Source organism: Pseudomonas sp. K8 (assembly GCF_014889455.1).
GTDB classification, from domain to species: Bacteria; Pseudomonadota; Gammaproteobacteria; order Pseudomonadales; family Pseudomonadaceae; genus Aquipseudomonas; species Aquipseudomonas veronii.
Genome location: NZ_VJWO01000128.1, coordinates 1 through 880 on the forward strand (window position 1 = coordinate 1; position 880 = coordinate 880).

1 protein-coding gene is annotated in these 880 nt (G+C 39.0%); it reads left to right on the top strand.

From position 1 onward, the window contains the following. A partial coding sequence (locus INT12_RS30525; protein ID WP_226926389.1) for a hypothetical protein occupies positions 1 to 716 on the top strand: 716 nt, incomplete at its 5' end. Between the last annotated feature and the right edge of the window lie 164 nt (positions 717 to 880).

Here is an 880-nt window from a genome sequence, read left to right on the forward strand (position 1 = left end):
AGTACAAACCACTGAAAGGAGTAAATATATTAAAATTAATTTCTCGGGTCCTAGATGTTTATTCATCATCAATATTTCTCGTTATCGGAAGTAATATAAAAACATCATTTTGGTTTTGGGGATTAAAATTTAAGTACCGTAGTCGTTTTCGGGTTCAATCTCATTTAGAGTTTGAGGAGTACAGTAAAATAGTGGCAAGCGCTGACTTTTATGTCGACAGTCATCCTATTCCTGGGGGTACTGCGTTTGCTGAACAATATCTCAGTGCACGTCGTTGCGTGGGCTTAGTATCGCCTATCCAAGGCTATTCACCTGCTGATAGATTGAAGCGAAACACTGTTGATGAAGTAATGGTCTCTATTAGTAATTACAGGCACTCTGAGTCTACTCTCGAAGCAATCATTACCGTCAATGGTATTGAGAACGTTAAAAAGCGATATTTAGCTTGTGTTTCAAGGGGTGAGGTTTGCGAAAACTTACTTGATACGTATACGATATGGACAGGGGATACCACTTTTTTTGCAGCTGAAACTGCCCCTGCGAATGTGGATATATCCTTGTCTAATTTTTTTTCGATTTATAAGAGAGATAAGGTAATAGCGTTTAGATTGTTCTGCACGCTGAGTTTTCGGAGGAAGATGAAAATGATGGTTAAAATGGCGGTTTTTGTTCTTACGGCTAAAAAGCGGGTCGTGCGAAGTGGAAAAAATGGATAAAAATTCAATGGGCAACAGATTGGCCTATATGTTGTTGGTTGCGTACTGTTTGGCTACAGTACTAGTGCCGGTATTTATCATTAATAAAATTATATTCTTGCCCCTGTTCTTTGTTTCTGTGAGTGTTCTATTTTTAAGGCCTGTCGTCACGATCGCTCCGCTAC